The 23,081-nt window shown below is 71.5% G+C and carries 20 protein-coding genes; 7 read left to right on the plus strand and 13 right to left on the minus strand.

Features of this window, described 5'->3' with window-relative positions:
- Window position 1 precedes the first annotated feature (1 nt).
- Window positions 2-808: a carbohydrate ABC transporter permease gene (locus ACIO3R_RS22015; RefSeq protein ID WP_402107972.1), complete on the plus strand. Its 807-nt coding sequence runs from the start codon at window positions 2-4 to the stop codon at window positions 806-808.
- Window positions 809-821: 13 nt separating this feature from the next.
- Window positions 822-2,087 carry a Gfo/Idh/MocA family protein gene (locus ACIO3R_RS22020; protein WP_402107975.1) on the plus strand — a complete coding sequence of 422 codons (1,266 nt, stop codon included), beginning with the start codon at window positions 822-824 and terminating at the stop codon, window positions 2,085-2,087.
- A gap of 63 nt (window positions 2,088-2,150) precedes the next feature.
- Here the strand turns inward: ACIO3R_RS22020 and ACIO3R_RS22025 are convergent, their stop codons facing one another.
- The 5 genes from ACIO3R_RS22025 to ACIO3R_RS22045 form a co-directional block, all read right to left on the minus strand.
- Window positions 2,151-3,833 carry an ABC transporter family substrate-binding protein gene (locus ACIO3R_RS22025; RefSeq protein WP_402107978.1) on the minus strand — a complete coding sequence of 561 codons (1,683 nt, stop codon included), beginning with the start codon at window positions 3,831-3,833 and terminating at the stop codon, window positions 2,151-2,153.
- Between the two features lie 98 nt (window positions 3,834-3,931).
- Window positions 3,932-6,031 carry a dipeptide ABC transporter ATP-binding protein gene (locus tag ACIO3R_RS22030; RefSeq protein ID WP_402107981.1) on the minus strand — a complete coding sequence of 700 codons (2,100 nt, stop codon included), beginning with the start codon at window positions 6,029-6,031 and terminating at the stop codon, window positions 3,932-3,934.
- Window positions 6,028-6,966 carry an ABC transporter permease gene (locus ACIO3R_RS22035; RefSeq protein ID WP_385345810.1) on the minus strand — a complete coding sequence of 313 codons (939 nt, stop codon included), beginning with the start codon at window positions 6,964-6,966 and terminating at the stop codon, window positions 6,028-6,030. Before ACIO3R_RS22035 ends, ACIO3R_RS22030 begins: the two co-directional genes overlap by 4 nt.
- Window position 6,967: 1 nt before the next feature.
- Window positions 6,968-7,951 carry an ABC transporter permease gene (locus tag ACIO3R_RS22040; protein WP_385345808.1) on the minus strand — a complete coding sequence of 328 codons (984 nt, stop codon included), beginning with the start codon at window positions 7,949-7,951 and terminating at the stop codon, window positions 6,968-6,970.
- Between the two features lie 411 nt (window positions 7,952-8,362).
- Window positions 8,363-9,574: a S8 family peptidase gene (locus tag ACIO3R_RS22045; protein WP_402107984.1), complete on the minus strand. Its 1,212-nt coding sequence runs from the start codon at window positions 9,572-9,574 to the stop codon at window positions 8,363-8,365.
- A gap of 445 nt (window positions 9,575-10,019) precedes the next feature.
- On the opposite strand from ACIO3R_RS22045, the gene ACIO3R_RS22050 reads away from it, so the two are divergent.
- Entirely contained in the window at window positions 10,020-11,138 is a 1,119-nt protein-coding gene (locus ACIO3R_RS22050; RefSeq protein WP_402107987.1) for an NADH:flavin oxidoreductase, read from the plus strand.
- Window positions 11,139-11,320: 182 nt separating this feature from the next.
- On the plus strand, window positions 11,321-12,874 hold the full coding sequence (locus ACIO3R_RS22055) for a hypothetical protein (RefSeq protein ID WP_402107989.1): 1,554 nt from the start codon (window positions 11,321-11,323) through the stop codon (window positions 12,872-12,874).
- 13 nt (window positions 12,875-12,887) lie between these two features.
- Here the strand turns inward: ACIO3R_RS22055 and ACIO3R_RS22060 are convergent, their stop codons facing one another.
- From ACIO3R_RS22060 to ACIO3R_RS22075, 4 genes are all read right to left on the minus strand, one after another.
- Entirely contained in the window at window positions 12,888-13,139 is a 252-nt protein-coding gene (locus tag ACIO3R_RS22060; protein WP_402107991.1) for a helix-turn-helix domain-containing protein, read from the minus strand.
- Window positions 13,139-13,726, minus strand: a complete 588-nt coding sequence (locus ACIO3R_RS22065) for a DUF2975 domain-containing protein (RefSeq protein ID WP_385345792.1) — start codon at window positions 13,724-13,726, stop codon at window positions 13,139-13,141. Before ACIO3R_RS22065 ends, ACIO3R_RS22060 begins: the two co-directional genes overlap by 1 nt.
- Before the next feature lie 277 nt (window positions 13,727-14,003).
- Window positions 14,004-14,744: a peptidoglycan recognition protein gene (locus ACIO3R_RS22070; RefSeq protein ID WP_385345790.1), complete on the minus strand. Its 741-nt coding sequence runs from the start codon at window positions 14,742-14,744 to the stop codon at window positions 14,004-14,006.
- Window positions 14,745-14,811: 67 nt separating this feature from the next.
- Window positions 14,812-15,549: a polyprenol monophosphomannose synthase gene (locus ACIO3R_RS22075; RefSeq protein ID WP_402107994.1), complete on the minus strand. Its 738-nt coding sequence runs from the start codon at window positions 15,547-15,549 to the stop codon at window positions 14,812-14,814.
- A 277-nt stretch (window positions 15,550-15,826) separates the two neighbouring features.
- On the opposite strand from ACIO3R_RS22075, the gene crcB (ACIO3R_RS22080) reads away from it, so the two are divergent.
- The 3 genes from crcB (ACIO3R_RS22080) to crcB (ACIO3R_RS22090) are packed head-to-tail and all read left to right on the plus strand — an operon-like array spanning window position 15,827 to window position 16,961.
- Complete coding sequence (gene crcB / locus ACIO3R_RS22080) at window positions 15,827-16,243, plus strand: fluoride efflux transporter CrcB (RefSeq protein WP_385030031.1); 417 nt, start codon at window positions 15,827-15,829, stop codon at window positions 16,241-16,243.
- Complete coding sequence (locus tag ACIO3R_RS22085; RefSeq protein ID WP_363021170.1) at window positions 16,240-16,590, plus strand: DUF190 domain-containing protein; 351 nt, start codon at window positions 16,240-16,242, stop codon at window positions 16,588-16,590. Before crcB (ACIO3R_RS22080) ends, ACIO3R_RS22085 begins: the two co-directional genes overlap by 4 nt.
- Entirely contained in the window at window positions 16,587-16,961 is a 375-nt protein-coding gene (gene crcB / locus ACIO3R_RS22090) for a fluoride efflux transporter CrcB (protein WP_402107997.1), read from the plus strand. The genes ACIO3R_RS22085 and crcB (ACIO3R_RS22090) overlap by 4 nt, the downstream gene beginning before the upstream one ends.
- Before the next feature lie 76 nt (window positions 16,962-17,037).
- On the opposite strand, the gene ACIO3R_RS22095 is transcribed toward crcB (ACIO3R_RS22090), so the two are convergent.
- The 4 genes from ACIO3R_RS22095 to ACIO3R_RS22110 form a co-directional block, all read right to left on the minus strand.
- A complete protein-coding gene (locus tag ACIO3R_RS22095) occupies window positions 17,038-17,349 on the minus strand; it encodes an SCO5918 family protein (RefSeq protein WP_363021168.1) in 312 nt (103 codons plus the stop codon).
- A gap of 51 nt (window positions 17,350-17,400) precedes the next feature.
- Window positions 17,401-18,981, minus strand: a complete 1,581-nt coding sequence (locus ACIO3R_RS22100) for a DEAD/DEAH box helicase (RefSeq protein ID WP_385030022.1) — start codon at window positions 18,979-18,981, stop codon at window positions 17,401-17,403.
- 431 nt (window positions 18,982-19,412) lie between these two features.
- Window positions 19,413-19,616, minus strand: coding sequence for a cold-shock protein (locus ACIO3R_RS22105; RefSeq protein WP_015609674.1), 204 nt, complete (start codon window positions 19,614-19,616; stop codon window positions 19,413-19,415).
- A gap of 358 nt (window positions 19,617-19,974) precedes the next feature.
- Window positions 19,975-23,004, minus strand: a complete 3,030-nt coding sequence (locus ACIO3R_RS22110) for an alpha-mannosidase (protein WP_402108001.1) — start codon at window positions 23,002-23,004, stop codon at window positions 19,975-19,977.
- Window positions 23,005-23,081 lie beyond the last annotated feature (77 nt).

Below are 23,081 nucleotides of genomic sequence, written 5' to 3' on the forward strand. Positions count from 1 at the left end.
AATGTCCAAGCACCTGCCCCGGCTCGTCCTGATCCTGGCCGCCGCGTCGGTTCTCTTCCCCTTCCTCGCGCTCTTCAGCGCCGCCCTCCAGCCCCAGTCCGAGCTGTCACCGGGGCTCGCATGGCCGTCCGATCCCCAGTGGGGGAACTTCGCCACCGCCTGGACCACCGCGGGCTTCGGCTCGCTGCTGAGGTCGAGCGCCGTGGTCGCGCTCGGAGTCGTACCGATCGCGCTGATCCTCGCGACGCTCGCCGGATACGGCCTGGCGTCCATGCGGCTGCGCGTCAAGGGCCCCCTGTTCGCGGTCCTGATGCTGGGCATGGCCCTGCCGTACGAGGCGATCGTCATCCCGCTCTACTACGACCTGCGGTCCGTCGGCCTGCTGAACAGCTACTGGGCGGTGATCCTGCCGCTCATCGGTCTGTTCATGCCCTTCGGCGTCTACTGGATGCGCACCCACTTCGAGTCCCTGCCGAAGGAGCTCACCGAGGCCGCCGCGGTCGACGGCGCGGGCAGCTGGCGGACGCTGACCAAGGTGCTGCTGCCGACCGCGGGACCGGCGCTCACCACGCTCGGCCTGCTGTATTTCATGTGGTCCTGGAACCAGTTCCTGCTCGCGCTGGTGCTGATCCAGAATCCGGCGATGCGCACCGCGCCCTCGGGACTCGGCAAGTTCGTCCAGCAGTTCGGGCAGAACATCCCGCTGCTGTCCGCCGGCACGATCATCGTGATCACGCCGATCGTCCTGCTCTACCTCTTCTTCCAGCGCCACTTCATCAAGGGCATCCTCCAGGGTGCCGTCAAGTAATGAGGACTTTTCCGTGACCGTCACTCTGGCGATCGTCGGCGCCGGGGCCCGGGGGGCCTCGTACGCGCGCATCGCAGTCTCCGAGGGCCTGGCGACCGTCACCGCCGTCGCCGACCCCGACCCCGTCCGACGGCGCGCCCTCGCCGAGGAGTTCGGCCTCCCGGAGGCCAACGTCTTCGAGGACTGGGCCGCGCTCGCCGCCCGTCCCCGGCTCGCCGACGCCGCGGTCGTCGCCACCCCCGACCGGATGCACGCCGATCCGGCCGTGGCGCTGGCCGACCTCGGGTACGCCCTCCTGCTCGAGAAGCCGATGGCTCCGTCGGAGGCGGACGCGCGCCGGATCGTCGAGGCGTCCGTGCGCAACGACATCCTGCTCGGCGTCTGCCATGTGCTGCGCTACACCGCGTACTCGGTGAAGCTGAAGCAGCTGATCACCGAGGGCCGGATCGGTGACATCGTCAGCATCGAGCATCTGGAGCCGGTCGGCTGGTGGCACCAGGCCCACTCCTACGTACGCGGCCAGTGGGCGGTCGAGGCGCAGTCGTCCTCCATGCTGCTGGCCAAGTCGAGCCACGACATCGACTGGCTCGGCCACCTCGTCGGCCGCCCCGTCGAACGGGTCTCCTCCTTCGGCGGCCTGCACCACTTCCGGCCCGAGAACAAGCCCGAGGGCGCGGGCGACCGCTGTGTCAGCTGCCCCGTCGAGCGCACCTGTGTGTACTCCGCGGTCCGTATCTACGAGCGGTTCCTCGGGGACCCGGTGTACGAGCAGTGGCCGCTCGGCGTGCTCACCGACGACGTCACCCCCGCCGGACTGCACACCGCGCTCGCGGAAGGGCCCTACGGCACCTGCGTCTACGCGGGGCACAACGACGTGGTGGACCACCAGGTGGTGAACCTGGAGTACGAGGGCGGGGTCACCGCCTCGTTCACCATGACCGCCTTCACGGCCCTCGACTTCCGCAAGACCCGGGTCTTCGGCACCCACGGCTCGATCGAGGGCGACGGGCGCCGGATCACGCTGCACGACTTCCTCACCGACACCCAGGAGACCTTCGACCTGGACCCGGACGGCGGGGCGTCCGCCGCCGACGGACACGGCGGCGCCGACACCGAGCTCCTGCGGGCCTTCGTCGCGGCGGTCGCCAGCGGGGACCGTTCGCTGGTGGGTTCGGGGCCGTACGAGACCCTGGAGTCCCACCTCGTCGTCTGGGCCGCGGAACGGGCCCGGCGGGACCGGACGGTCGTGCGGATGGATCCGGCCGCCACCCGGGCCTGACCCGCCCGGCCCGGCCCGTGGCGCGGGCCCCGGTACGCCCCCGCAGGCGTACCGGGGCCAGGGTCACTTCTGCCAGCCGACCGTCTCCGGGAGCGGGGTGTGGAAGATGGTCGCGCCTACGTTGGCGAGGCCCTTCTTCACGCCGTACGTCGAGGGACCGCTGAACAGCGGCAGGAACGCGTACTGCCGCAGCGCCTTCCGCTCCACCTCGTTGACCGCAGCGGACTGCTTGTCGAGGTCGGCGATCTCCGTGGTGGCACGGATCTCCTTGTCCAGCGCCGGCGTACCCGCACCGGTGATGTTGGAGTCACGGTCCGAGCAGTAGAAGTCGCACAGGTAGCGGGCGCCGAACGGGTCCATGGAGCGGTTGCCCGAGAGGAAGAGGTCGAAGCGCCGGTCGCTGAGGATCTTGGAGAAGTCCGCGTCGTCGCCCTTCTTGATGACGAGGTGGATGCCGGCCGGCTTCAGCATCGCGGCGAGCGCGCCCGCGGTGGCCTTGCCCAGCGGGTCGTCGCCGAGGAGCGTGTACCCGACTTCGAGCTTCTTGCCGTTCTTGACCCGGACGCCGTCCGCGCCGGGCTTCCAGCCCGCCGCGTCGAGTTCCTTCCCCGCCTCGTCCGGTGCGTGCCTCAGCACGGCGGAGACATTGTCCTCGTACCCCTTCTGGAAGCTGTACAGCACGGCCGAGCCGGGCAGCGGCTCCTTGTAGTCGAGCCCCTGGAACTGGATCTTCGCGATCTGCGCGCGGTCGACGCTCTCCGCGACGGCCTTGCGCACGGCCGTCTCCGAGAGGACCGCGGACTTCGTGTTGAAGTACAGCGAGTACTCGAAGGGGCTGCCGCCGCTGCGGATCTCGGTGCCCTTGAGCCCCTTGATCTGCTTGAGGCTCTCCGCGTCGACGGCGGAGGTGTAGTCGAGCTGGCCGTTCTTGAAGGCGTTGACGCCCGCGGTCGACTCCAGGTTGACGTAGACGCGCTTGTCGAGCTTGCCCTTCCTGCCCCACCACTTCGGGTTGCGGGCGAAGGTGATGTTGCCCGAGTGGGTGTCCCACTTGGCGACGGTGTACGGACCCGCGCCCCACTCGGGGTGGGCCTTCTTGACGTACGCCGTGTTGAAGTTCCCGACCGTGGCGGCCTTCGGGTGCAGGAAGGTGGTGAAGAGGGTCGACCAGGAGGCGTTGACACCCTTGAAGCTGATGACGGCCTGCTTGGCGTTCTCGCCGCGCTCGACCGAGGTGATCTGGTCGTAGCCGTCGGTGGAGGAGGCGGCGAAGTCCTTGTCGGTACCGTTGTTTGCCTTCCAGGTGGCCTTGATCGCTGTCCAGTCGATCGGGGTGCCGTCGTTGAAGGCGGCCTTCGGGTTGATCGTCAGGGTGACCTTCTGGTCGCCGCCCTCGACCGCGACCTTCACGTCGCTGTAGTAGTCCGGGTTGTACTGCACCTCACCGGTGGGCGAGTACGTGATCGCGGCGGCGTTGTACCAGCCCCAGACCCGGGACGCGGTCAGCGTCGCGTTGACGTTGAACGGGTTGCCCTGGTCGTCGAAGGTGCCGACCGTGGTGTAGGTCCCGCCGTCCTTGATGTTCTCGTACGGCTGCGGGTTGTAGTCGACGGCGGCCGACGCGGCCTTGGGGGCGTCCTTCCCGTCCGGACCGTCCCCGTCCTTCCCGGAGGAGGACTGGCACGCGGTGGCGGCGACGGAGACGGCGGCGACGAGGGCCAGGGGCAGAGCCAGTCTTGCGCGCATGGCGGAGGGTTCCTTCTGATTCGGTGGAGCCGGGCGGGAGGCCCGGTGGGGGGCTGGACGGAGCGACAGGGGCTCCGGACACCGGTGGGGTCCGGAGCTCAGACGGCGTGACAGGCGTACCGGTGGCCGGGGTGCCCCGCCACCTCGGCCGGCGCGGGACGTTCCGTACGACAGCGCCGCCGTACGTCCTCGCCGGCGAGGCGGTAGAGCGGACAGCGGTCCACGAAGACACAGCCCGCAGGCACCCGGACGGCGCTCGGCTGCTCGCCCTCCAGCACGACGCGTTCACGGGTGCGCTCCCGCCGCGGGTCGGGCACCGGAATCGCCGACAGGAGCGCCCGGGTGTACGGGTGCCTCGGGTCGGAGAAGATCGTCTCGGTGTCGCCGGTCTCGACGATGTGCCCCAGGTACATCACCGCGACCCGGTCGGAGATGTACCGGACCACCGCCAGGTCGTGGGCCACCACCAGGTAGGCCAGGCCGAGTTCACGCTTGAGCCGGGCCAGCAGGTTGATCACCCCCGCCTGCACCGACACGTCCAGGGCCGAGAGCGGCTCGTCCAGGACGAGCAGCCGCGGTTCCGTCGCCAGGGCGCGGGCGATACCGACCCGCTGGCGCTGCCCGCCGGAGAGCGCGGCCGGGAACCGGTCGCTCACCGCCGCGTCCAGACCGACCAGCGCGAGCAGTTCACCGACGCGGGAGCGGATCGACTCGCGGTCCCGCCCGACGGCCTGGAGGGGTTCGGCGAGCAGCCGGTGGACGGGCAGCCGCGGGTCCAGCGCGTCCAGCGGGTCCTGCATGACGATCTGTACGTCCCGGCGCAGCTCCCGTACCCGTGCGGTGGAGCCCGCCGCACCGACGTCGGTGCCGGCGATCTCGATCCGGCCGCCCTCGGGCCGCCGGAGCCGGAGGATCTCCATCAGCGTCGTGGTCTTGCCACTGCCCGACTCGCCGACCAGGCCCAGGGTCTCCCCGGCCCGCAGCTCGAAGCTCACCCCGCTGACGGCGTGCAGGGTGCCGACCCGGCGTTTGAGGACGGCCCCCTTGGTGACCGGGAAGGTCTTGACGAGGTCCTCGACCCGGAGCACCACCTCGCCGGGCTCGGCGCGGGGTGCCACCCCGTCCACCGGGGATACGGCACCGGCCCGGTCCGCGCTCCCCGCCGGGTCGAGTGTTCCGGCGGCTGTCTCCTCGGCGCGCAGGCAGGCCACGTCCCCGTGCCCGGCGATCTCCCGGAGCGCGGGTTCCTCGGTGCGGCACGCGTCCAGCACCACCGCGCAGCGGTCCGCGAAGGGGCAGCCGGTCGGGAGGCCCACCAGGGCGGGCGGTTCCCCGCCGATCGGGACCAGGGGCCGGTGGACCCCGCTGTCCACGGTGGGCACGGCGGCGAGCAGCCTCGCGGTGTACGGCATCGCCGGCCGCCGGAACAGCTCGTCCACGCCGGCCCGCTCCACGAACCGGCCCGCGTACATGACGGCGACGTCGTCCGCGTAGCCGGCGACGACCCCGAGGTCGTGCGTGATGAGGACGAGGCCGGCGCCGGTCTCCCGCTGCGCGAGCCGCAGGACGTCGAGGATCTGGGCCTGCACGGTGACGTCGAGGGCGGTGGTGGGTTCGTCGGCGACGAGCACGGACGGCTTGTTGGCGATCGCCAGGGCGATGACGACGCGCTGGCGCATCCCGCCGGAGAACTCGTGCGGGAAGGAGCGGGCCCGGTTGCGCGGGTCCGGGATGCCGACGAGGTCGAGCAGTTCGACGGCCTGCTCCCAGGCCGCCCGCTTCGTCAGGTCCTGGTGGATCCGCAGGGTGTCGCAGAGCAGTCGGCCCACGGAGAAGATCGGGGTGAGCGCGGACAGCGGGTCCTGGAAGACCATGCCGATGGCCTTGCCCCGTACGCCGGAGAGCGCCTTGTCCCCCAGGCCGATCAGGTCCCGGCCGCCGAGGAGCACCTGACCGCTCAGGGCGGCGGAGGGCGGCAGCAGCCCCATGATGCCCATGGCGGTGGCCGACTTGCCCGAGCCGGACTCACCGACGATGCCGAGGGTCCGGCCCGGCAGCAGGTCGAAGCCGACGCCGCGCACCGCCTCGACGGTTCCGGCCTCCGAGGGGAAGGAGATCCGCAGGTCCCGTACCGAGAGGACCGGGGTGGCGGCGTCGTCGGGCCGCTCGGCCGTGGACAGCGTGGTCGGGTGGGTCATCGTCGGCCTCCTGCCGCGCCGGTCACGGACGTCGGGTCGAGGGCGTCGCGCAGTCCGTCGCCGACGAAGGTCATCGACACGGTGAGCAGGACGACCAGGCCCGCGGGGAAGGCGAAGAGCCAGGGCGCGCTGGTGACGGTGCTCGCGCCGTCCGCGAGCATCGTGCCGAGCGAGACGTCCGGGGTCTGGACGCCGAACCCGAGGAAGGACAGGGCGGTTTCGCTGAGGACGGTCGCGACGACCCCGAGCGTCAGGTTGACGATCAGGAGCGAGCCGAGGTTGGGGATGAGGTGGCGCAGGATGATGCGCAGCGGGCCGACCCCCATGAATTCGGCCGCGGTGACGTAGTCCCGTTCGCGCAGTGAGGTCGAGACGGACCAGATCACCCGCGCGGTCGACATCCAGCCGAACACCGTCAGGACGACGATGAGGACCCGCCAGTCGCCGGCCAGCCGGTGGGAGACGAGGGCGAGGATGAGGAAGGAGGGGACGATCAGCAGGAAGTGGATGACCGCGAGCGTCGCCTTCTCGGTCCGGCCCCCGAAGTAGGCGGCGCTGGAGCCGATGAGCGCCGCGACGACGACGGTCAGGACGGAGACGCTCACCGCGATCGCCAGGGACCGCTGGAGCCCGTGCACGGCGGAGGCGTAGATGTCGTTGCCGCCCTGGTTGGTGCCGAACCAGTGGGCGGCGCTCGGCGGCTGGGTGAGTGCGGCGAAGTCCGTGTCGGAGTACGTGTACGGGGTGAACAGCCCGCCGAACGCGCTGAACAGCACGAGCAGCACGAAGATCACCACGCCGACGACGGCGAGCCTGTTGCGCAGGAAGCGCCGTAGGTAGAGCCGGCCGAGGCCGAGGTTCCGGCCGTTCCCGGGGGCGGGGGGCGTCTCCTTCGCCGCCGGCGGCGGGGCGCCGGTGGTCACGTCCGCGGCCATGTCAGCTCACCCTCACTCTCGGGTCGAGGAGGGCCGTGGCGATGTCCGCGAGGATCGCGCCGACCGCCGTCAGGGCTGCGGCGAAGGCGGCCGTCGCGACCGTGCCGTGCACGTCGTTCTTGCTGATGGTCTGGATGAAGTAGCGGCCCATGCCGTTCCAGCCGAAGATCGTCTCGGTGATGATGGCCCCGGTGAAGATCGCCGGGACGCTGAACGCGACGGACGTCGCCGTCGGGATCAGCGCGGTCCGCAGGGCGTGTCTGCGGATCGCCCGGGTCCGGGTGAGCCCGGTGGCCCGTGCGGTCCGTACGAAGTCGGCGTTGATCGTGTCGAGCAGCAGGGAGCGCTGCGTCAGGTGGTAGCCGACGTAGCCCATCAGGGTCAGGGTCAGGGTCGGCAGGATCAGGTGCAGGAAGCGGTCACCGATGGTCGGGAGCAGGCCTTCGACGTTCGGTGAGTTCTCCCCGGCGACGTAGAGGAAGCGCAGCCCGGCGTGCTGGTTGAGCCAGATGGCGACGAAGACCACGGCGAGCGCGGCGACGGACGTCGGGATGTTGAACACCGCGATGGAGACGGCCTGCGACACCCGGTCGCCCCAGCCGTACTGCCGTGACGCCGTGTACACCCCCAGCGATACGCCGATCACCACGGAGAGGATCGTCGCGATGACGACCAACTCGGCGCTGACGAGGGAGCGGTAGCCGATCTCGCCGTTGACGGAGACGCCGGTGGGGGACCTGCCCCAGTCGAAGTGGACGACCACCGAGGTGAACCAGTCCCACCACCGGTGCACCACGGGTACCCGCGGGTCCAGGTTGTAGGGCGCGAGGGCCTGGTCGATCCGGGCCTCGCTGCGGACGGGCCGCAGCTCCTTGAAGTTCGACCGCGGGTCCAGGAACCAACTGGCCAGGAAGTACGTGGCGTTGGTGGCGACGACGATCATCAGCAGCCAGCCCGCCGCCTTGCGCGTCACATAGCGCACCATGCGCGGCACCTCCTCACCGCACGCGGAACCGCACGGGAAACCGCACGGGAAACCGCACGGGAATCCGCACGCCAACGGTGCGCTTCGGGGTCGCCGGGGCCGGGGGACGTCTGCATGTGCCGCTGAGCTTTCTGGGGGGACGGACCGTGAGCACAGATGTGCGGGCGTCAGTCTGGTCCGCTCCTTCGCGGTGCCACCAGATCTCGGTTGATCTCGCCATGACACCGAAATACCGCCGTAGCAAACGGTCCGGACATGTCGTGATCCGCACCCCGGGGCGCATGGAGGGACGCCCTGCGGGATCAAGCCGCTGAACTGGCCTTTTCGGCCAGGAGCGGCTCCGGACGGACGACGTGGGCCGGGGGCGCGTGCGGGGAAACGCCCCGTCCGCGCCCCCCGGCCGTCAGGTCGTTACGGGACGAGCTTGAGCAGCTTGTTCGGGGAGCCGGATCCGACGCCCGTGAGGACGCCCGACGTCGCGCCGTTCACGAGTGCCGAGGCCACGGCCGCCGGGGAGGCGCCGGGGTGGTTCGTCAGGTAGACCGCGGCCGCACCGGAGACGTGCGGCGCGGCGAAGGACGTGCCGTCGCCGGTGTACGTGGCGCTGTCCGAGCTGTTCCAGCCCGCCGTGATGCCGGAGCCCGGCGCGAAGATGTCCACGGCGGAGCCGTAGTTCGAGTAGCTCGCGCGGGCGTCGGTCCTGGTCGTGGCGCCGACGGTGATCGCGGTGGCGACCCTGGCGGGGGAGTAGCCGGACGCGAGCGCCCCCGAATTGCCCGCCGCGATGGAGTACGTGACCCCGGACGCGATCGACTTGCTCACCGCGTTGTCCAGCGTGGTGCTGGCGCCGCCGCCGAGCGACACGTTCGCGACGGACGAGGCGACGTGGTGGGCGGTGATCCAGTCGACCCCGGCGATGACCCCGGCGGTGGTGCCGGAGCCGTCGTTGCCGAGGACCCGCACGGCGACGATCTTCGCCTTCTTCGCCACCCCGTAGGTGCTCCCCGCGACGGTCGTGGCCACATGGGTGCCGTGGCCGTACCCGTCCTGGGCGGTGGTGTCGTTGTCGACGAAGTCGTACCCGTACGAGGCCCGGCCGCTGATCTCCTGGTGGGTGATGCGCACCCCGGTGTCCAGGACGTAGACGGTGGTGCCGCCGCCCGCCGGGTCCGGGTAGGTGTACGTGCCGCTCAGCGGCAGGTTCGCCTGGTCGATCCGGTCGAGGCCCCAGGGTGCGTTGCCCTGGGTGGCGGTCGCGTGGACCTTCTGGTCCTGCTCGACCGAGGCGACGGCCGGGTCGGCGGCGAGCCGCTTGGCCTCGGTGCCGCTGAGAGCCGCGGCGTAGCCGTTCAGCGCGGACGAGTAGGTGCGCTCGATCCGGCCGCCGTAGCCGGCTATGAGCTTCTTGCCGTCGGATCCGGACGCCTTGAACCCGGCCGACCGCTTCAGCGTGACGATGTAGCTTCCCGGTACCGCTTCCGCTGCTCCGGCGTGCAGAATCCTGCCCTCCGGCGCGGCCGCCTGGGCGGGTAAGGCCGCACCGACCGCGGCTGCCAGGGCCGCGGTGGTCGTGGTGGCGATCAGAGCGGCGATCCGCCGCTTGACGTTGCGCAGTGCTGCCATCGGGAGGTCCTCCTCGAACGGTGGCGCGCGAGGGGGTCCGCGCGCCCATCGGGTGCGGCGCACGGGGTCCGGACGCCGCAATCGACGATGGCGCGGAGGATTCGGACCGGGCAAGCGATCCAGGGGGGCTGTCATGACCTCGCCACAGTGTTGACTGTGCGTCAACTCCGCGCAACACAAGGCAACATGGCCTTCGCGCGGCGTGCACGGTTCGCCGTCACTCTGCCACCCGGCACCCCGCGCGAAGAGGCCTGCCGCGTGCCGGTCAGTACAGGCCCTTGCAGGCGCTCCAGCCGCTCGTGCCGACGGTCACCGGACCGGCGAGGGTGCCGGACACGGTCCGCTCAGGAGACCTTGACCACATCGGGCCCGGAACGGGGATGCCACGGCCGCGCACCGGTGTTGGCGACCGGTGGACGCCCCGAGCCTACGTAGAGGACATGAAGTGACAGACGTGACCGCCGGCCGTGCAACGGACACCCTCGCGCGCCCCTTCTCGGTGCGCGGGCTCACCTCGCGCAACCGCATCGCCATGGCCCCGATGACCCGGCAGTTCTCCCCGGGCGGCGTCCCGGGCCAGGACGTGGCGGACTACTACGAGCGGCGGGCCGCCGGCGGTGTCGGGCTGATCATCACCGAGGGCACCTACGTCAATCACGCGTCCGCGGGCACCAGCGACCGGGTCCCCCGGTTCCACGGCGAGGACGCGCTCGCCGGCTGGGCGGACGTCGCGGACTCCGTGCACCGGGCGGGCGGCGCGATCATTCCGCAGCTCTGGCACGTGGGCGTCACGCGCACCGAGGGGGCGCCGCCGGTGGTGGACGCGGAGCCGGTCGGGCCCTCCGGCGTGTCCCTGACGGGTGAGCCCAAGGGCCGCGCCATGACGCGGCAGGACCTCGACGACGTCATCGCCGCCTTCGCCGACGCCGCGGCCGCCGCCGAGCGCCTCGGCTTCGACGGTGTCGAACTGCACGGTGCGCACGGCTACTTGATCGACCAGTTCCTGTGGTCCGGCAGCAACCGCCGCACCGACGCGTACGGCGGCGACATCGTCGCGCGGACCCGGTTCGCGGCGGAGATCGTGGCGGCCTGCCGCGCGGCCGTGTCGGACGCCTTCCCCCTCTTCTTCCGGATGTCCCAGTGGAAGATGGACGCCTACGAGGCGAAGCTCGCGCAGACGCCGGAGGAGCTGGCCACCCTGCTCACGCCGCTGGCCGAGGCCGGTGTCGACGTCTTCCACGCGTCCACCCGCCGCTACTGGCTGCCCGAGTTCGAGGGGTCCGAGCTGAACCTCGCCGGCTGGGTGCGGAAGATCAGCGGCAGGCCCACGGTCACCGTCGGCTCTGTCGGCCTGGACGGTGACTTCTTCAGCGCCTTCCAGGGCAACAGCTCCGAGGTCACCGGCATCGACCGGCTGCTGGACCGGATGGAGCGCGACGAGTTCGACATGGTCGCCGTCGGCCGTGCGCTGATCGCCGACCCCGAGTGGGCCGCGAAGACCATCGACGGGCGCACCGGTGACATCACGCCGTTCGGCGCGGAGATGCTGAAGACCCTGCGCTGACCCGACGCCCGCCCGGCCCCGGTCCGGCCCTTGTCCGGCCTGATCCGAACCGGAGGCCCTAGGGTTGCCGGGTGGGTGTCAGCGGGGAAGTGCGAGCGGGTACGGGTGACGTCGGCGATCGGCTGGGGGGCGGCCGGGAAGAAGAAGAACCGGCCGCCCCGCCCTGGTGGCGGCGGCAACGCGTGCCGCTCGTCGCCGTCGCCGTGGTCGTCCCGTTGTACGTCGTGTGGGCGCTGGTCCTGGCCACCGGCGGCGGCGACCTGGCCGCGCAGCTCGCCTGGTCGGGATTCACCGCACGCCACCCGGGTTCGGCGTACAACCTCTCCTGGTACGGCGGGATCCACACCGCCGGCTACAGCGTCTTCTCCTCCTACCTGATGGCCTTCCTCGGTGTCCGGACGGTCTCCGTGGCCGCCGGGATCGCCGGCTCGTGGCTCATCGCCCTGCTGTTCGTACGCACCGGGATGCGCCTGCCGCTCGCCCCCGCGGTACTCGCCTCGCTCGCCCTGTGGTGCAACGTCGCGTCGGGGCGCACGACGTTCGCGCTCGGCGTCGCGATCGGGCTCGTCGCATGCCTGTACGCCCACCGCGCCGCGGTCGCCGTCGTGGCCGGGGCGCTGGCGGCGATGGCCAGTCCGGTCGCGGGGCTGTTCCTCGTGGTGGCGGGGGCGGCGTACCTGCTCGACCGGCAGTGGCGGAAGGGTGTCGTCCTGACCGTCCCGTTCTTCGTCGTCGTGGGAACCGTCGCGCTGCTCTTCCCCGGCGGTGGCGAGCAGCCCATGCACAGCGGCCGGCTGTGGATGCCGCTCATCGTCTGCGCCGCGCTGGCCGTAGCGGCGCCGCCGGGGCGCACATGGCGCGTACCGCGGTACGGCGCCGTGGTGTACGCCGTCGGCGTCGTCCTCGTCTTCCTCGTCGCCTCCCCCATCGGCACGAACGTCGAGCGGCTCCTCGGCCTCGTCGCCGTCCCCGTGCTGCTCGCGGCGCTCCTGGCGCTCCTCCGGGAGAAGCACTGGACGCGCCTCGCCGTGATCGCCGTGGCCCTCGGGCTGTCCGCCAACTGGCTGGCCGACAAGACCCTGGACGATCTGCGGGTCTCCGACCACAAGCCGTCCTGGGCCGCCCGCACGGACGGCGTCGTCGGCGAACTGCGCCGCCTGAACGCCGATCTCACCCGGGTGGAGGTCGTCCCCGCCCGCAACCACCGGGAGGCGACCGTCCTGGCCCGCCACGTGAACATGGCACGCGGCTGGAACCGTCAACTCGACGTGGAACGGGGGCGGCTGTTCTACGACGGGACGCTGTCCCCGGCCACCTACCGTGCCTGGCTGGACCGTTGGGCCGTGGGGTACGTCGTGCTGCACCACGGGAAGCCCGACGGCCCCGCCGAGGCGGAGGCGGCCCTGGTGCGCGGCGGGCTGCCCTGGCTGCGGAAGGTGTGGCGGGACGACGGCTGGACCGTCTACCGGGTGCGTGACGCGGTGCCCCTGGTGCCGGCGCCGGCCGAGGTCGTGAGCGGCGGCGAGGCCGATCTGGTGGTCCGGGTGCCGGAGGCGGGCTCGGTGACCGTTCGCCTCGCGTACTCGCCGTGGCTGCGCGCACGCGCGGTCGGCGGGCGCGGCGGCGGTGGCTGCCTGCGGCAGGACGGCGACTGGACCAGGCTCACCGTGCCGAGGGGCGGCACCTACCGGCTGGACTCGGCGTACGGGCTGTCGCGCGACGGCACCGGCTGCTGAGCCGGGCCGGCCCTCAGGCGGGCTCCGGGGGTCCGGCGGGCCCGGCGGGCTCGTGGGTGATCAGGTCGCCCGGCTGGCAGCCCAGGACGTCGCAGATCCTCGACAGCGTCGAGAAGCGGACGGCCTTGGCCCGCCCGTTCTTGAGCACCGACAGGTTGACGACGGTGATGCCCACCTGCGCGGACAGTTCGGTGAGCGTCATACCGCGCTCGGCCAGGAGCCGGTCGAGGTGGATGCGGATCGAGTGGAGTTCGTCCTCGGGCATCAGATGGTCCCTTCGAGGTCCTCTCGCATGCGCACGCCCTCGCGCATGATCTTCCCCAGGATCACACCCGCGAGGCCGGCGAGCACGAGCACCATCGGTCCGGAGACCGTCGGCCCGGAACCCACGACCGGCGCCATGCTCCCGACGAGCCAGGACCGCGACCACCCGACGACGAGCCCGGCCAGCGGCGTGCCCACGGTGACGAACCAGCCCAGGGCGGTGAGCCGTCGGGCCACCGCCTCGGTGAACGGGCCCTGCCGCAGCACGGACGTCAGCAGCCGGGAGAACAGCAGCAGCGCGAGAGCGCCGAACAGCAGCCAGGGCAGTTCGCCGCCCAGGTCGGCCACGCGCTGGCCCACGGAGGGGCTGTCCTGGCAGAGCCGCGTGAGGCTGCCCGACGCCTCCACACCCTTCGCGACCGGCAGCCCGTCCGACGCCAGCCGGGCATTGGCCCAGAAGCCCGTCTCCACGCAGACCGCCCCGTCGTCGAGCATGCGCGTGACGCCCGTACCGAGAAAGGCGAGTCCGCTCAGGACGGCCAGACCGAAGGTCACCGTGGACAGGGCGCTCATGAGCCGCGTGTTCATCGCATCTCTTTCCATCGATTATCGATATGCTCACCTTAGGGCAGCATATCGATAATCGACAAGTGCCTGGTCGTCGGAGAACCCGGCGCGACTCCACGGGAACGGCCTGACGCCGTTGCGGCAGACCGCAGTTCATCGCGACGACCACCGCACGCGTGCGGTCGCTGACGTCGAGCTCGGCGGAGATCCGCAGCAGGTGGGCCTTCACCCCGGCCTCACCGGTGAACAGCCGCCGGCCGATCCCCTCGCCTCGTCCGACGGGAGCGGCCCCCGCCGTTCACCGCCCCTTGCGCAGAGCCGCCGTCGCGGCCCGGATCGCGGGCAGTTCGGCGTACAGCGCCTCGCCCGGACAGTTGGTCTGGTACGCGTCGCGGTGACCCGAAATGACGTGCAGCACGGCGGCCGCGCCCTTGGGGAACCTGCTCGCGTCGTTCGTCGAGACCAGCCGCACCGTGCCGCGCGGATCGGCGCCCGGCATCAGCTTCCACGCGGCCACCCTCGCGAGCGCCCGCACCAGGACCGCCGGCACCGTGGCCCCGCTCCCGTAGTTGCCGAGCACCGCTATGCCCACGCTGTCGGCGTTGAAGCCCGTGGTGTGCGCGCCGCGGACCGAACGCCGGATGCCGCCCGCCCGGCCCTCGTAGATCGTCCCGCACCGGTCGACGAGGAAGTTGTAGCCGATGTCGTCCCAGCCGTTGCCCTCGATGTGGGACTCCTCCACCGCGCGCAGCATCCGGGGCACGTCCGCGCAGTCGTAGTCGTTGGACTCGCCGGTGTGGTGGATGAAGACCGCCCGCACCGGGCCCGTGTAGACCGCCGGCTCCCTGACCAGGCGCTCGTCCGCCCGCCAGACCGCCCGGCTGACGATCGCCGGCTGCGCCGCCCCGCGCGGCACCGGGCGCGGCCGCTCGTGTGCGGCGGCCGGGACGGGCAGCGCGAGCCGCACCGGGGAGTCCCGCGGCACCAGCAGGGCGAGCGGGAGGACCGCGGCGCCCAGCACGACTCGACGGGGCCACATGGGACCACCCTGCGGCCTCGCCGCCGGGCCCGCAGATGCGGTGGCCGATCGGGTGAACGGCCGGGAGTCAGCCCCTGTACCGGCCCAGGAGCAGCTTCCACGGGGCGATCGCGGACTCGATCTGCACCCGCAGACCGAGCTTCGACTCACCGCTGACCCGCTCCTCGAACCGGATCGGGACCTCGACGATCCGCAGCCCGCGCCGGACCGCGCGGTGGTTCATCTCCACCTGGAACGAGTACCCGTTGCTGTGCACCGAGGGGACGTCGATCGCGTTCAGCGCCGAGGCCCGCCACGCCTTGAACCCGGCGGTGGCGTCCTTCACCCCCAGCCGCAGAATCGCGTTCACGTAGAAATTGGCCCACGCGGACAGCGCCTTGCGGTGCCGGGGCCACTCCGTCGCGAGCGAGCCGCCCTCCACGTAGCGCGAGCCGATCACCACCGCGGCGTCCCGCGCGAACAGCGTGTCGACCATGACCGGCACCCTGGACACCGGATGGGAGAGGTCCGCGTCCATCTGGACCACCACGTCCGCGCCCTCGGCGAGCGCCCGCGTCATCCCCGCCACATAGGCCCGGCCGATCCCGTCCTTCGCCGTCCGGTGCAGCACCCCCACGACGCCCCCGGTCTCCTCGGCGAGCCGGTCGGCCACCTCACCCGTGCCGTCCGGGGAGTTGTCGTCCACCACGAGAACGCGCAGACCGGGCAGGCCCAGGTCCGTCAGCAGGCCGACGAGGACCGGCAGGTTCGTCCGCTCGTCATAGGTGGGTACGACCACCACGATCATCGGAGGCGTCTTCTCCACGGCCCTTGCCTCCTGTCGGTCCTCGTGACACCGCGATCCGCGCGGACGGCCGCGCGAGCCTAACACCGGCCCTCCCCGGGCCCCGGGAGCCGCGTCGGGCCCGGCACGCCCCCGCGGGGAGCACGCGATAATCTGGAGGAAGCGGGGCCGGTGACGGCCCCCGCGCGGCGGTGGGGCCCGCCGTACCCGAACCGCGGCCGCGAGCGCGCCGCCAACGGTCCCTACTTGGCGACGAGCGCGCCCGCGTCCGGCGGGCGCCCCGGCAGGTAGGAGACGTGTGCCCACGAAGCCCCTGAACCCCCAGGTCCCGGTCGTCGCGGTGATCGCGCTCGGCGGCGCGGCCGGTGCGTCCGCACGCTACGGTGCGTCGCTGCTGTGGCCCACGGCGCATGACGGGTTCCCCTGGACGACCCTCGTGGTGAACGTCATCGGCTGCGCCGTGATCGGCGTGTTCATGGTGGTGATCAGCGAGGTGTGGGCGGCCCACCGGCTGGTGCGGCCGTTCTTCGGCACCGGGGTGCTGGGCGGGTTCACCACCTTCTCCACCTACGCCGTGGACATCGAGCGCCTCGTCGGCGCGGACCGGGCCCGCAGCGGCCTGGCGTATCTGGGACTGACACTGCTCGCGGCCCTCGCGGCGGTGTGGAGCGCGGTGTGGCTGACACGCCGCGCGCTGGCGTGGAGGCAGTCATGACGACATCGAGGACCGAGCGCGCCCTGCGGCTGACCGTCCTGGTCGGGGAGACCGACGGCTGGCACCACCGGCCCGTCTACACCGAGATCGTGCACCGGGCGCACGCGGCGGGTCTGGCGGGCGCCAGCGTGTTCCGCGGGATCGAGGGCTTCGGCGCCTCGTCGATGATCCACACCCAGCGGCTGCTCTCGCTGAGCGAGGACCTGCCGGTGGCGGTGGTGATCGTGGACACCGAGGAGAAGGTGCGCGCGTTCCTGCCGCTGATCGAGGAGCTGACCGGCGACAGCCCGGTCGTCCTGGACGCCTGCGAGCTGGTGCGGCGGGGAGAGCCGGAGGAGCCCCGGTGAACTGGCTGCTGGTGATCGTCGGCGCGGCGGTCGGCGCCCCGCTGCGGTACCTGACCGACCGGGCGGTGCAGTCCCGGCACGACACCGTCTTCCCCTGGGGAACGTTCACGGTGAACGTCACGGGCTGCCTGGTGCTGGGGCTGCTGACCGGCGCGGTGACGGCCGGCGCCGCCTCCTCCCACGTACAGCTGCTGCTCGGCACCGGGCTCTGCGGGACGCTGACCACGTACTCGACCTTCAGCTACGAGACGCTGCGGCTGGCCGAGGACGGCGCACGGTTCTACGCGGCGGCCAACGTGGTCGCGAGCGTGGTGGCGGGGCTGGGCGCGGTGTTCGTCGGCGTCACGCTCGCCGAGGCGCTCTGGAGCTGACCGCCCCGGGACATACGACGCGCCGGGGCCCGGCTCCCCCGAGGGGAAGCCGGGCCCCGGCATGTGGTGCGGTGACTCAGGCGTCCTGTCCGGGACTCCCCAGCGCCGCCGAAGCGGCCTCCATGGGGCTGAGCTCCACCGGAGCGGACGGCGCCGGTACGGACCGGCAGGTGAAGCCGAGACGCCCCAGCGCCCTGGTCACCTCACCGGCCGTGAAGTCACGACGGTCCTGCCGGGTGATCACTTCACCCACCTGCTTGACCGGATAGACACGACGGCTGATGATCACCGATTCCCCGGTGACGGGTTCGGGCTTGATGCCCTTCATCGATGCCTCGACCTCGTGCTTGAAAAGGTCGAAAGGGAAGCGGGCGATGACGCAGCGCATAGTGCCTCAACGGGGTCGGGGAGCGGAACCGGACGGGAACGCGGGCAACGGTCAGGCGGCACGGTTGCCGGAGGACCGGCGCTGCGCACCGCCACCCCGCGGCTGGGACGACGACGAGGAAGACGACGCCGAGGACGACGAGGTGCGCCGGGCCTGGGCCGGGCGGCTGCGGCGGCCGCGGGACGAGGAGCCGCCCTTGGGCCGCTCCGACACCGGCGAGGTGATGACGACGGGCACGCCCGAGGGCGCCTGCGCACCGGTGATCCGGCTCAGCTCGGCCTCGCCGGAGCGGACCTGGGCGATCTGCGGGGTGATCCCGGCGTCGGCCATCAGGCGCGTCATCTCGCGGCGCTGGTTGGGCAGCACCAGCGTGACGACACTGCCGGACTCCCCGGCACGGGCGGTGCGGCCGCCGCGGTGCAGGTAGTCCTTGTGGTCGCTCGGCGGGTCGACGTTGACGACCAGGTCGAGGTTGTCGACGTGGATGCCGCGGGCCGCGACGTTGGTGGCGACCAGCACCGTGACGTGCCCGGTCTTGAACCGGGTCAGGGTGCGGGTGCGCTGCGGCTGCGACTTCCCGCCGTGCAGCGCCGCCGCCCGGACCCCGCTGTTGAGCAGGTGGTCGGTGAGCTTGTCCACGGCGTGCTTGGTGTCCAGGAACATGATCACGCGGCCGTCGCGGGCGGCGATCTCCGTCGTGGTGGCGTACTTGTCGGCGCCGTGGACGTAGAGCACGTGGTGCTCCATCGTCGTCACCGCACCGGCGGCCGGGTCGACCGAGTGGACGACCGGGTCGTGCAGGTAGCGGCGCACCAGCAGGTCGACGTTGCGGTCCAGGGTGGCCGAGAACAGCATCCGCTGGCCCTCCGGCTGCACCTGGTCGAGCAGCTCGGTGACCTGCGGCATGAAGCCCATGTCGGCCATCTGGTCGGCCTCGTCCAGGACGGTGATGGAGACCCGGTCCAGGGAGCAGTCGCCCCGCTCGATCAGGTCCTTCAGCCGGCCCGGAGTGGCGACGACGACCTCGGAGCCGCCGCGCAGCGCGGCCGACTGCCGGCCGATCGACATGCCGCCGACGACCGTGGCCATCCGCAGCTTGAGCGAGCGGGCGTACGGGGTGAGCGCGTCGGTGACCTGCTGGGCCAGTTCCCGGGTGGGGACGAGCACCAGGGCCAGCGGGCGGCGGGCGTCGGCGCGCCGTCCCTCGATACGGGCCAGCAGGGCCAGGCCGAAGGCGAGCGTCTTGCCCGAGCCGGTGCGGCCGCGGCCCAGTACGTCACGGCCGGCCAGCGAGTTCGGCAGCGTGGCCGCCTGGATCGGGAACGGGACCGTGACGCCCTCGTTGGCGAGCGCCGACAGCAGCGGCGAGGGCATGTCCAGATCGGCGAAGGCCTCCACGGCGGGCAGGCCCGGGGTGATGGTCTTCGGCAGCGCGAACTCGCCCTGCTTCGCGGCGGGCCGGCGGCCGTAGCCACCGCCGCCACCGGAGCGCTGGGCCGGGGCGCCGAAGCGGCCCTGGCCGCCCTGGCGGCTCGGGGCCTGCGAGCGGAAGCCGCCGCCGCCCGAACGGGAGCCGCCGGAGGTGGTGCGGGAATAACGGTCATTTGAGCGGGCTGTGCGGTCGCGGTTCATACAGAACCCTTCCTCGATATGGCGCGTATCGAGGAATTCATTGCGCGACGAGCGGCACAAGAATCGCAAGAACGGGCCGTTGGCATACGTGAACGAAGCCCGGCAGCCGGTCTTGAGCCGATACGGGGCCCGGCCGAACCGGGTCCGGTGCTTCGCAATGACGGGACGAGCGGGCCCGCGGGGCGGTCCTACAGGTCACGTCACGGGGCTCCGGCGGGCCGGTGTTCCGGTCCGGGAGCCATGGCGGATCGTCCGCCGCACGGTGAAGATCTTGGTTCTGGGCGCCTGCCCGGCAGCTCGTGGCGGTGGTGCACCGGCACGGCATCGCTCGGGGGTGGGCCCGTAAAAGCAACGAGCTGGGGCCCGCACCCCAAGGTGCGGGCCCCAGCTGCGCGAAAGCTTCTCAGCGCGTGAGCGCCGAAGCAATCAGGTTACGCGGGGGTGATGTTCTCCGCCTGCGGGCCCTTCTGGCCCTGCGTGACGTCGAAGTTCACCTTCTGGCCCTCCTGCAGCTCACGGAAGCCGCTGGCGGCGATGTTCGAGTAGTGGGCGAAGACGTCAGCGCCGCCACCATCCTGCTCGATGAAGCCGAAGCCCTTTTCCGCGTTGAACCACTTGACGGTGCCAGTAGCCATGTTTTATCTCCTTCTGGGGCAGAGCCCGGGGACTCGCACTGTGCCAGTCCCACGTCGCCGCGATGATTACCCCATCCGGATAATGAACCGGAAATACAAAAGTGCACCCACTCAGCCCATTTAGCTGAGGAGAGCACTTGGAGTCTTTGGGAACCACAACTGCAACTGAGATCTACAGTAGCACAATGAATGCGGCCGGGCGCGGCAAGTAATTACACTCCGCCCGGCGTGCCATAAACCCTCATCGCGCATTGCGTAAAATTCTGTGCTTGTCGCTGTAGATATTCGCCACCGCACGGGGCAGTGCCGCACCGCCCGGTGCGCCGGCGGACAGGTCCGCAGGCGCACCGGGCCGGGCTCAGGCGCGGGCGAACCTCAGCGTGATCAGCTCGAACGGCCGCAGCGACAGCCGGACGCCGCCGTCGGCGAGCTCGGGAACCACCGCGTCGGCCAGCGGCCGCTCCAGCAGATCGGTCGCCACGACGCCGCCGGCCTCGAAGCCGGCCGCGAGCCGCACCCTGGCACGCCCGCCCGTCGACTCGTAGAGCCGCACGACCAGATCGCCGCTCGCGTCGTCCGCCAGCTTGACCGCGCTGACCACGACCGCGTCGTTGTCGACGGCCACCAGCGGAGCCACCTCGCGGTCACCGGTCACCCGGCGCTCCGGCAGGTTGATGCGGAAGCCCTCGCGGACCGCGTCGCCGATCGCGGCGCCCGGCGCGAGCGCGTGCCGGAAGCGGTGCACGCCCTGGTCCGTCTCCGGGTCGGGGAAGCGCGGTGCGCGCAGCAGCGAGACCCGCACGGTGGTGGTCGTGCCCGCGTCGCTGTCGCGGACCGTGCGGGTCACGTCGTGCCCGTACGTCGAGTCGTTGACCAGCGCCACGCCCCAGCCGGGCTCCTCCAGGTGGACGAAACGGTGGTTGCAGGCCTCGAACTTGGCGGCCTCCCAGCTCGTGTTGGTGTGGGTGGCCCGGTAGAAGTGCCCGAACTGCGTCTCGGAGGCGTACCGCTCGGCGTGGATGTCCAGCGGGAACGCCGCCTTGAGGAACTTCTCCGTCTCGTGCCAGTCGACCTCGGTGTCGATGTCGAGCCGCTTGACGCCCGGCGCGAGGGTCAGCAGCTGGGTGACCAAGGAGTCGCCGAAGCCGCGGACGATCCGTACGGAGACGGCGCCGCCGTCCTCGACGGGGGTGAGCTCGTCGAGGTCCGTCAGGTCGGTGACGGTGTTGCGGTAGAACGCGTCGACGTCCCACGCGTCCCACATGTTCGGGAAGTCCGGGTGGATCTGGAGCAGGTTCGCGGCCTGGCCCGGGGCCACCGTCTCGCGCCCGGCGCCGATGTCGTACGCGGAGACGACCAGTCCGCGGGCGTCGATCTCCACCCGCAGCAGGCCGTTGTCCAGGACGAACCCGCCGCCCTCGCGCGGTGCTAGCGTGCCGCCGTCGGCGGCCGTGACGGCGGCCGACGCACCGGCCGGGACGCCGCCGCGGGCGTGCGGGGCGGAGTTGAAGAGCAGCGTCCGGCCCGCCGCGGAGTCACCGGCCAGGGCGCGCTGCGCGGTGTCGACGATGCCGTTCAGCTCCTCGGCGACGGCCGCGTACGTCCTCTCCGCCTCGCGGTGCACCCAGGCGATCGACGAGCCGGGCAGGATGTCGTGGAACTGGTGCAGCAGCACCGTCTTCCAGATCCGGTCCAGCTGCTCGTACGGGTAGGCGGAGCCGGTCCGCACGGCGGCGGTGGCGGCCCACAGCTCGGCCTCGCGCAGCAGGTGCTCGCTGCGGCGGTTGCCCTGCTTCGTCTTCGCCTGGCTGGTCAGGGTGGCGCGGTGCAGCTCCAGGTAGAGCTCGCCGACCCACACCGGTGCGTTCGGGTACTCCGCCTCCGCCTTGGTGAAGAAGTCGGTGGGCGTCTCCCAGGTGACCGTCGCGGACCCTTCGAGGCTGCGCATCCTGGCCGCCTTGGCGATCATCTCGCGGGTGGTGCCACCGCCCCCGTCGCCCCAGCCGGTCGGCGCGAGGGAGTGCTGAGCGACTCCCTTGTCCTTGAAGTTCTTCGCCGCGTGGGCGATCTCGCTGCCCTTCATGGAGCAGTTGTAGGTGTCGACGGGCGGGAAGTGCGTGAAGATCCGGGTGCCGTCGATGCCCTCCCACTGGAAGGTGTGGTGCGGGAACTTGTTGGTCTGGCTCCACGAGATCTTCTGGGTGAGGAGCCACTTGGAGCCGGCGGCCTTGATGATCTGCGGCAGTCCGGCCGCGAAGCCGAACGTGTCGGGGAGCCACGCCTCGTCGTTCTCGATGCCGAACTCGTCGAGGAAGAACCGCTTGCCGTGCACGAACTGGCGGGCCATCGCCTCCGAGCCGGGCATGTTCGTGTCGGACTCGACCCACATGCCGCCGGACGGCACGAACCGCCCGTCCGCCACGGCCTGCTTGACCTTCGCGTAGACCTCGGGGCGGTGCTCCTTGATCCAGGCGAACTGCTGGGCCTGCGACATCGCGAAGACGAAGTCGGGCTCGTCCTCCAGCAGGGCCGTCATGTTCGACGTCGTACGGGCGACCTTGCGGACCGTCTCGCGCAGCGGCCACAGCCAGGCGGAGTCGATGTGGGCGTGGCCGACGGCGCTGATGCGGTGCGCGGAGGGCTGTGCGGGCGTCGCGAGGACGGCGGCGAGCTGCTCGCGGGCGGCGGCCGCGGTGCCGTTGACGTCCTGGAGGTCGACCGCGTCGAGCGAGCGGCCGACGGCGCGCAGGATGTCCCAGCGGCGGGCGCCGTCGACCGGCAGCTCCTGCATCAGCTCGCCCAGCACCTCCAGGTCCTGGACGAGGTTCCACACGTTCTCGTCGAAGAGCGCGAGGTCCATCCGGGCGAGGGTGTACTGCGGTTCGCCGCCCGCGGTCTCCTTGTCACCCAGCTGGGTCGGCAGGAAGGGGTGGTAGTCGAGGATGACCGGGTTGGACGCGGCCTCGACATGCAGCAGCACCTCTTCGCCACCGGTGGCGGGGGCGCCGACGCGCACCCACTGGTTGCGGGGGTTGAGGCCCTTCACCGGGGTGCCGTCGGGGCGGTAGACGAGGCCCTCGCACTGGAAGCCCGGCATGTTCTCGTCGAAGCCGAGGTCGAGCAGCGCCTCGACGGTCCGGCCCGCCCAGGCCTCGGGGACCGTCCCGGAGACCCGGAACCAGCAGGTGCCCCACGGGGCGCCCCACCGGTCGCCGACCGCGATCGGTTCGGTGGCACCCGCGAGGCCCTCGGCGACCGGGACGGGCTCGCCCGGCGCGTTCCAGACGGCTACGTCCAGCGGTACGGATTGCGGGTATACGGCCGGCCGGATGCGCTCGTCGAGAACGCGCTTCAGACGGGCTTCGACCAGGCTGCGGTCGTCGTGCATGAGGGTGACTCCGATAGGGGTGGGGTGCGGGTGAGGGTTACCAGCGGTGCGCGACGGAGGCGGCGCCGGGCTCGTTC

This window comes from Streptomyces sp. NPDC087428 (genome assembly GCF_044744085.1).
Taxonomy (GTDB): Bacteria; Actinomycetota; Actinomycetes; order Streptomycetales; family Streptomycetaceae; genus Streptomyces.

What these genes read in the sequence shown, in the direction of transcription:
- ACIO3R_RS22015 (WP_402107972.1), top strand. Translation starts at nt 2, where the DNA reads ATGTCCAAGCACCTGCCCCGGCTCGTCCTGATCCTGGCCGCCGCGTCG.
- ACIO3R_RS22025 (WP_402107978.1), bottom strand. Translation starts at nt 3,833, where the DNA reads ATGCGCGCAAGACTGGCTCTGCCCCTGGCCCTCGTCGCCGCCGTCTCC.
- ACIO3R_RS22030 (WP_402107981.1), bottom strand. Translation starts at nt 6,031, where the DNA reads ATGACCCACCCGACCACGCTGTCCACGGCCGAGCGGCCCGACGACGCC.
- ACIO3R_RS22035 (WP_385345810.1), bottom strand. Translation starts at nt 6,966, where the DNA reads ATGGCCGCGGACGTGACCACCGGCGCCCCGCCGCCGGCGGCGAAGGAG.
- ACIO3R_RS22040 (WP_385345808.1), bottom strand. Translation starts at nt 7,951, where the DNA reads ATGGTGCGCTATGTGACGCGCAAGGCGGCGGGCTGGCTGCTGATGATC.
- ACIO3R_RS22045 (WP_402107984.1), bottom strand. Translation starts at nt 9,574, where the DNA reads ATGGCAGCACTGCGCAACGTCAAGCGGCGGATCGCCGCTCTGATCGCC.
- ACIO3R_RS22060 (WP_402107991.1), bottom strand. Translation starts at nt 13,139, where the DNA reads ATGCCCGAGGACGAACTCCACTCGATCCGCATCCACCTCGACCGGCTC.
- ACIO3R_RS22065 (WP_385345792.1), bottom strand. Translation starts at nt 13,726, where the DNA reads ATGAACACGCGGCTCATGAGCGCCCTGTCCACGGTGACCTTCGGTCTG.
- ACIO3R_RS22070 (WP_385345790.1), bottom strand. Translation starts at nt 14,744, where the DNA reads ATGTGGCCCCGTCGAGTCGTGCTGGGCGCCGCGGTCCTCCCGCTCGCC.
- ACIO3R_RS22085 (WP_363021170.1), top strand. Translation starts at nt 16,240, where the DNA reads ATGACGACATCGAGGACCGAGCGCGCCCTGCGGCTGACCGTCCTGGTC.
- ACIO3R_RS22095 (WP_363021168.1), bottom strand. Translation starts at nt 17,349, where the DNA reads ATGCGCTGCGTCATCGCCCGCTTCCCTTTCGACCTTTTCAAGCACGAG.
- ACIO3R_RS22100 (WP_385030022.1), bottom strand. Translation starts at nt 18,981, where the DNA reads ATGAACCGCGACCGCACAGCCCGCTCAAATGACCGTTATTCCCGCACC.
- ACIO3R_RS22105 (WP_015609674.1), bottom strand. Translation starts at nt 19,616, where the DNA reads ATGGCTACTGGCACCGTCAAGTGGTTCAACGCGGAAAAGGGCTTCGGC.
- ACIO3R_RS22110 (WP_402108001.1), bottom strand. Translation starts at nt 23,004, where the DNA reads ATGCACGACGACCGCAGCCTGGTCGAAGCCCGTCTGAAGCGCGTTCTC.